Annotated in this window: 4 protein-coding genes; 3 read left to right on the plus strand and 1 reads right to left on the minus strand. The window is 64.2% G+C overall.

From position 1 onward, the window contains the following. The 3 genes from EN969_RS24330 to recJ all read left to right on the plus strand — a co-directional run. A partial coding sequence (locus tag EN969_RS24330) for a fructose-bisphosphatase class II (RefSeq protein ID WP_127419460.1) occupies window positions 1-155 on the plus strand: 155 nt, incomplete at its 5' end. Window positions 156-228: 73 nt separating this feature from the next. Then, window positions 229-462 (plus strand): DUF6434 domain-containing protein, encoded by a 234-nt coding sequence (locus tag EN969_RS24335; RefSeq protein ID WP_063167872.1) that lies wholly within the window; start codon window positions 229-231, stop codon window positions 460-462. A 178-nt stretch (window positions 463-640) separates the two neighbouring features. Further along, window positions 641-2,425: a single-stranded-DNA-specific exonuclease RecJ gene (gene recJ / locus EN969_RS24340; protein ID WP_063167873.1), complete on the plus strand. Its 1,785-nt coding sequence runs from the start codon at window positions 641-643 to the stop codon at window positions 2,423-2,425. Window positions 2,426-2,432: 7 nt separating this feature from the next. Here the strand turns inward: recJ and EN969_RS24345 are convergent. Continuing rightward, window positions 2,433-3,014 (minus strand): patatin-like phospholipase family protein (locus tag EN969_RS24345; RefSeq protein WP_164758453.1); only part of this gene is annotated, 582 nt, incomplete at its 5' end.

A 3,014-nucleotide genomic window follows, 5' to 3' on the forward strand; every position in this document is an offset into this window, starting at 1 on the left:
TGCTGTTTGCGGCCACCGGTGTCACCGACGGCAACATGCTGGCTGGCGTCAAGTTCGGCCACAATTACATCACCACCCACACGATCGTGCTGCGCTCGTCGTCGCGGACGGTGCGCGAGATCAAGGCACGCCATCAGGACCTGGATAAGTTCTGACGCTTGCTTGCGAAGCCACCTTGCAATTGTTAGCCATTCGGGCGCACCCGATATTGGCTGCAAGGATTTGACGATGAAACCGTTCGACTGGCACGCGGATCCGATCTCGCGCGCCACCGCCATCACGCAGTCTTATCGCAACACCCAGAATGTGCGTCGCTTTCTCATCCGGGAATGCAGCTACGCATTCAGCTTCGACCGGCCTTTCATGGCCTGGCTCAAGGACGGTGTGGAAACGACGATGGGCGATGCGGCCGACGAATGGCTTCGGCGCCAGGCTGAAAAGCGGAAAGCGCAGTTTTCTTGACACTTCCCGGACGGCGCACACCGTGAATCGCTTGGCTTTGCCTGCCTTTGGCCTATAGAGCGTCGCATGAACGTGACACGATTTAAATCGTTGCCAATGCAGGTCGTCGCCCCAAAACCGCTGCGCACTTTTGGGCGACATGCACTATCGTGCGGCCAACGATGAGTTGGCAAAGCGTATGACCGGCGAAAAGCGCCTCTTCCTCGATGTCAGGCAGTCGGTATCAGGGGTTTCCTGGGAGCACCGGCTGACCGAGCGGCAGGACATGATCGCGCTCGCCATCGCGCAAGGCTACGGGGTACCCGATATCGTAGCACGGGTGCTTGCCGGCCGCGGCGTCACCGCCGAGCAGACCGAGCGGTTTCTCGATCCGACGATCCGCGATCTTCTGCCGGATCCGGCATCGCTGACCGACATGCACAGGGCGGCGGCCCGGATCGCCGCCGCGGTGATGGCCAGGGAAAAGGTGGCGATCTTCGGCGACTATGATGTCGACGGCGCCGCCTCGTCGGCCTTGCTGAAGCGGTTCCTCACGCATTTCTCGGTGCCGTCGGAAATCTACATCCCGGATCGTATTTTCGAGGGCTATGGCCCCAACCCCGACGCCATGCGCGAACTTGTTTCGCGTGGCGCGACACTGATCGTCACCGTCGATTGCGGCACCAACAGCGCCGCTTCCATCGATGCCGCCAATGAGGCCGGGGCCGATGTCGTGGTGCTCGACCACCACCAGGTCGGCGGTGCCTTGCCGGCGGCAATCGCTGTCGTCAATCCCAATCGCGACGACGACCTTTCCGGGCAGGGCCATCTCTGTGCCGCCGGCGTGGTCTTCCTCGCCCTTGTGCAGACGGCCAGGATCCTGCGTAGCCGCATGGCCGATGCTACGCCGCCGGACCTGCTTTCGCTGCTCGATATCGTGGCATTGGCCACCGTTTGTGACGTGGTGCCGCTGACCGGCGTCAACCGTGCCTTCGTGGTCAAGGGGCTGCAGATGGCGCGCCAGCAGAAGAACGAAGGGCTCGCGGCACTGGCACGGGTGTCGCGCATCGGCGAGCCGATCAGCACCTTCCATCTGGCCTATCTGATCGGCCCGCGCATCAATGCCGGCGGACGCATCGGCGATGCCGCACTTGGCAGCCGGTTGCTTGCGACCGACGACCCGGTCGAGGCGCGCACCATTGCCGAGACGCTCGACCGGCTCAACCAGGAACGGCAGCTGATGGAGCAGGAGATGCTCGCGGCGGCGCGCGCCGAGGCCGATGCGGAGCTCGCCGGCGGCAATGGCCCGGCTATCGTCGTCACCGCCAGCAACAGCTGGCATCCGGGCATCGTCGGTTTGCTCGCCTCACGGCTGAAGGATCATGCCCGCCGGCCCGCCTTCGCCATCGCCTTCAACGCCAACGGCATCGGCACCGGCTCGGGCCGCTCGGTCTCGGGTTTCGACCTCGGCCGGCTGGTGCGCGAGGCGGCGATTGCCGGTCTGATCGTCAAGGGTGGCGGGCATGGCATGGCGGCGGGCATCACCGTCGAGCGGGCGAGGCTTGGTGAGCTCAGGGCGTTTTTCGAAGAGCGGGCGGCAGCCGACGTGTTTCGCCTGCAGGGCGAGGAAAGCCTGGCCATAGACGGTGCGCTTGCCGCTGAAGGCGCGACACTCAGCCTACTCGACGCGCTGGAACAAGCCGGACCTTTCGGTGCCGGGCACGTGGCCCCTGTTTTCGCGTTGCCGCGCCACCGGTTGGCCGATGCGCGGCCGGTCGGCACCAATCACATCCGCGTCGAGCTGCAATCGGAAAGCGGCGGCCGGATCCAGGCGATCGCCTTTCGCGCCGTCGATACCGCGCTTGGCGAATTCCTGTTCAAGAACCGGGGCAAGACAATCCACGTCGCCGGTTCGCTGTCGGGAAATTACTGGAACGGCAACCGCACCGTTCAGTTTCGTATCACCGATGCGGCTCGTGCGTAGGTGTTGATCAGGCGAGAACTGTCTGCAGCCGGGTCAGTTCGCCGATCTGCGCCATCGTCGCCTGATAGCCGAGATTGATCGCCTCGTCGGCGCGGTGGAACTCGGTCAGGCCGATATGGCTGAGCTTCGGCTGTAGCGACATGTCTGGCGGATCGCCGGCAAGTCTTGCGCGCGAAATGCGGTCCTGGATGATGTTGAAGGCCTCGACCATGACGCCGGTGATGCCGAGCCGGGTCTGATGCGACTGGTGTTCGGGATCGCCATGTCCGGCCCTCGGCGCGTCCTTTTCGACGACCAGTTCGCCAGCGCTGTGCTTGATGACGGCGGCACGGCCGAACAGGTCATAGTGAAGGTTGACCGCCACGACGAGCGGCTGCTCGTAGGCGCGGCAGACCGAAACCGGTACGGGGTTGACCAGAGCGCCGTCGACCAGCACGCGGCCGTTGCAATTCACCGGCTCGAACACGCCGGGAAGCGCATAAGAGGCGCGCATGGCGGTGATCAATGAGCCGCTCGACAGCCAGATTTCGTGGCCCGTGCGGATTTCGGAAGTGACCGCGACGAACGGCTTGGCAAGGTCCTCGAAACG

Source organism: Mesorhizobium sp. M7A.F.Ca.CA.003.01.2.1 (genome assembly GCF_003998945.1).
GTDB lineage: Bacteria > Pseudomonadota > Alphaproteobacteria > Rhizobiales > Rhizobiaceae > Mesorhizobium > Mesorhizobium ciceri.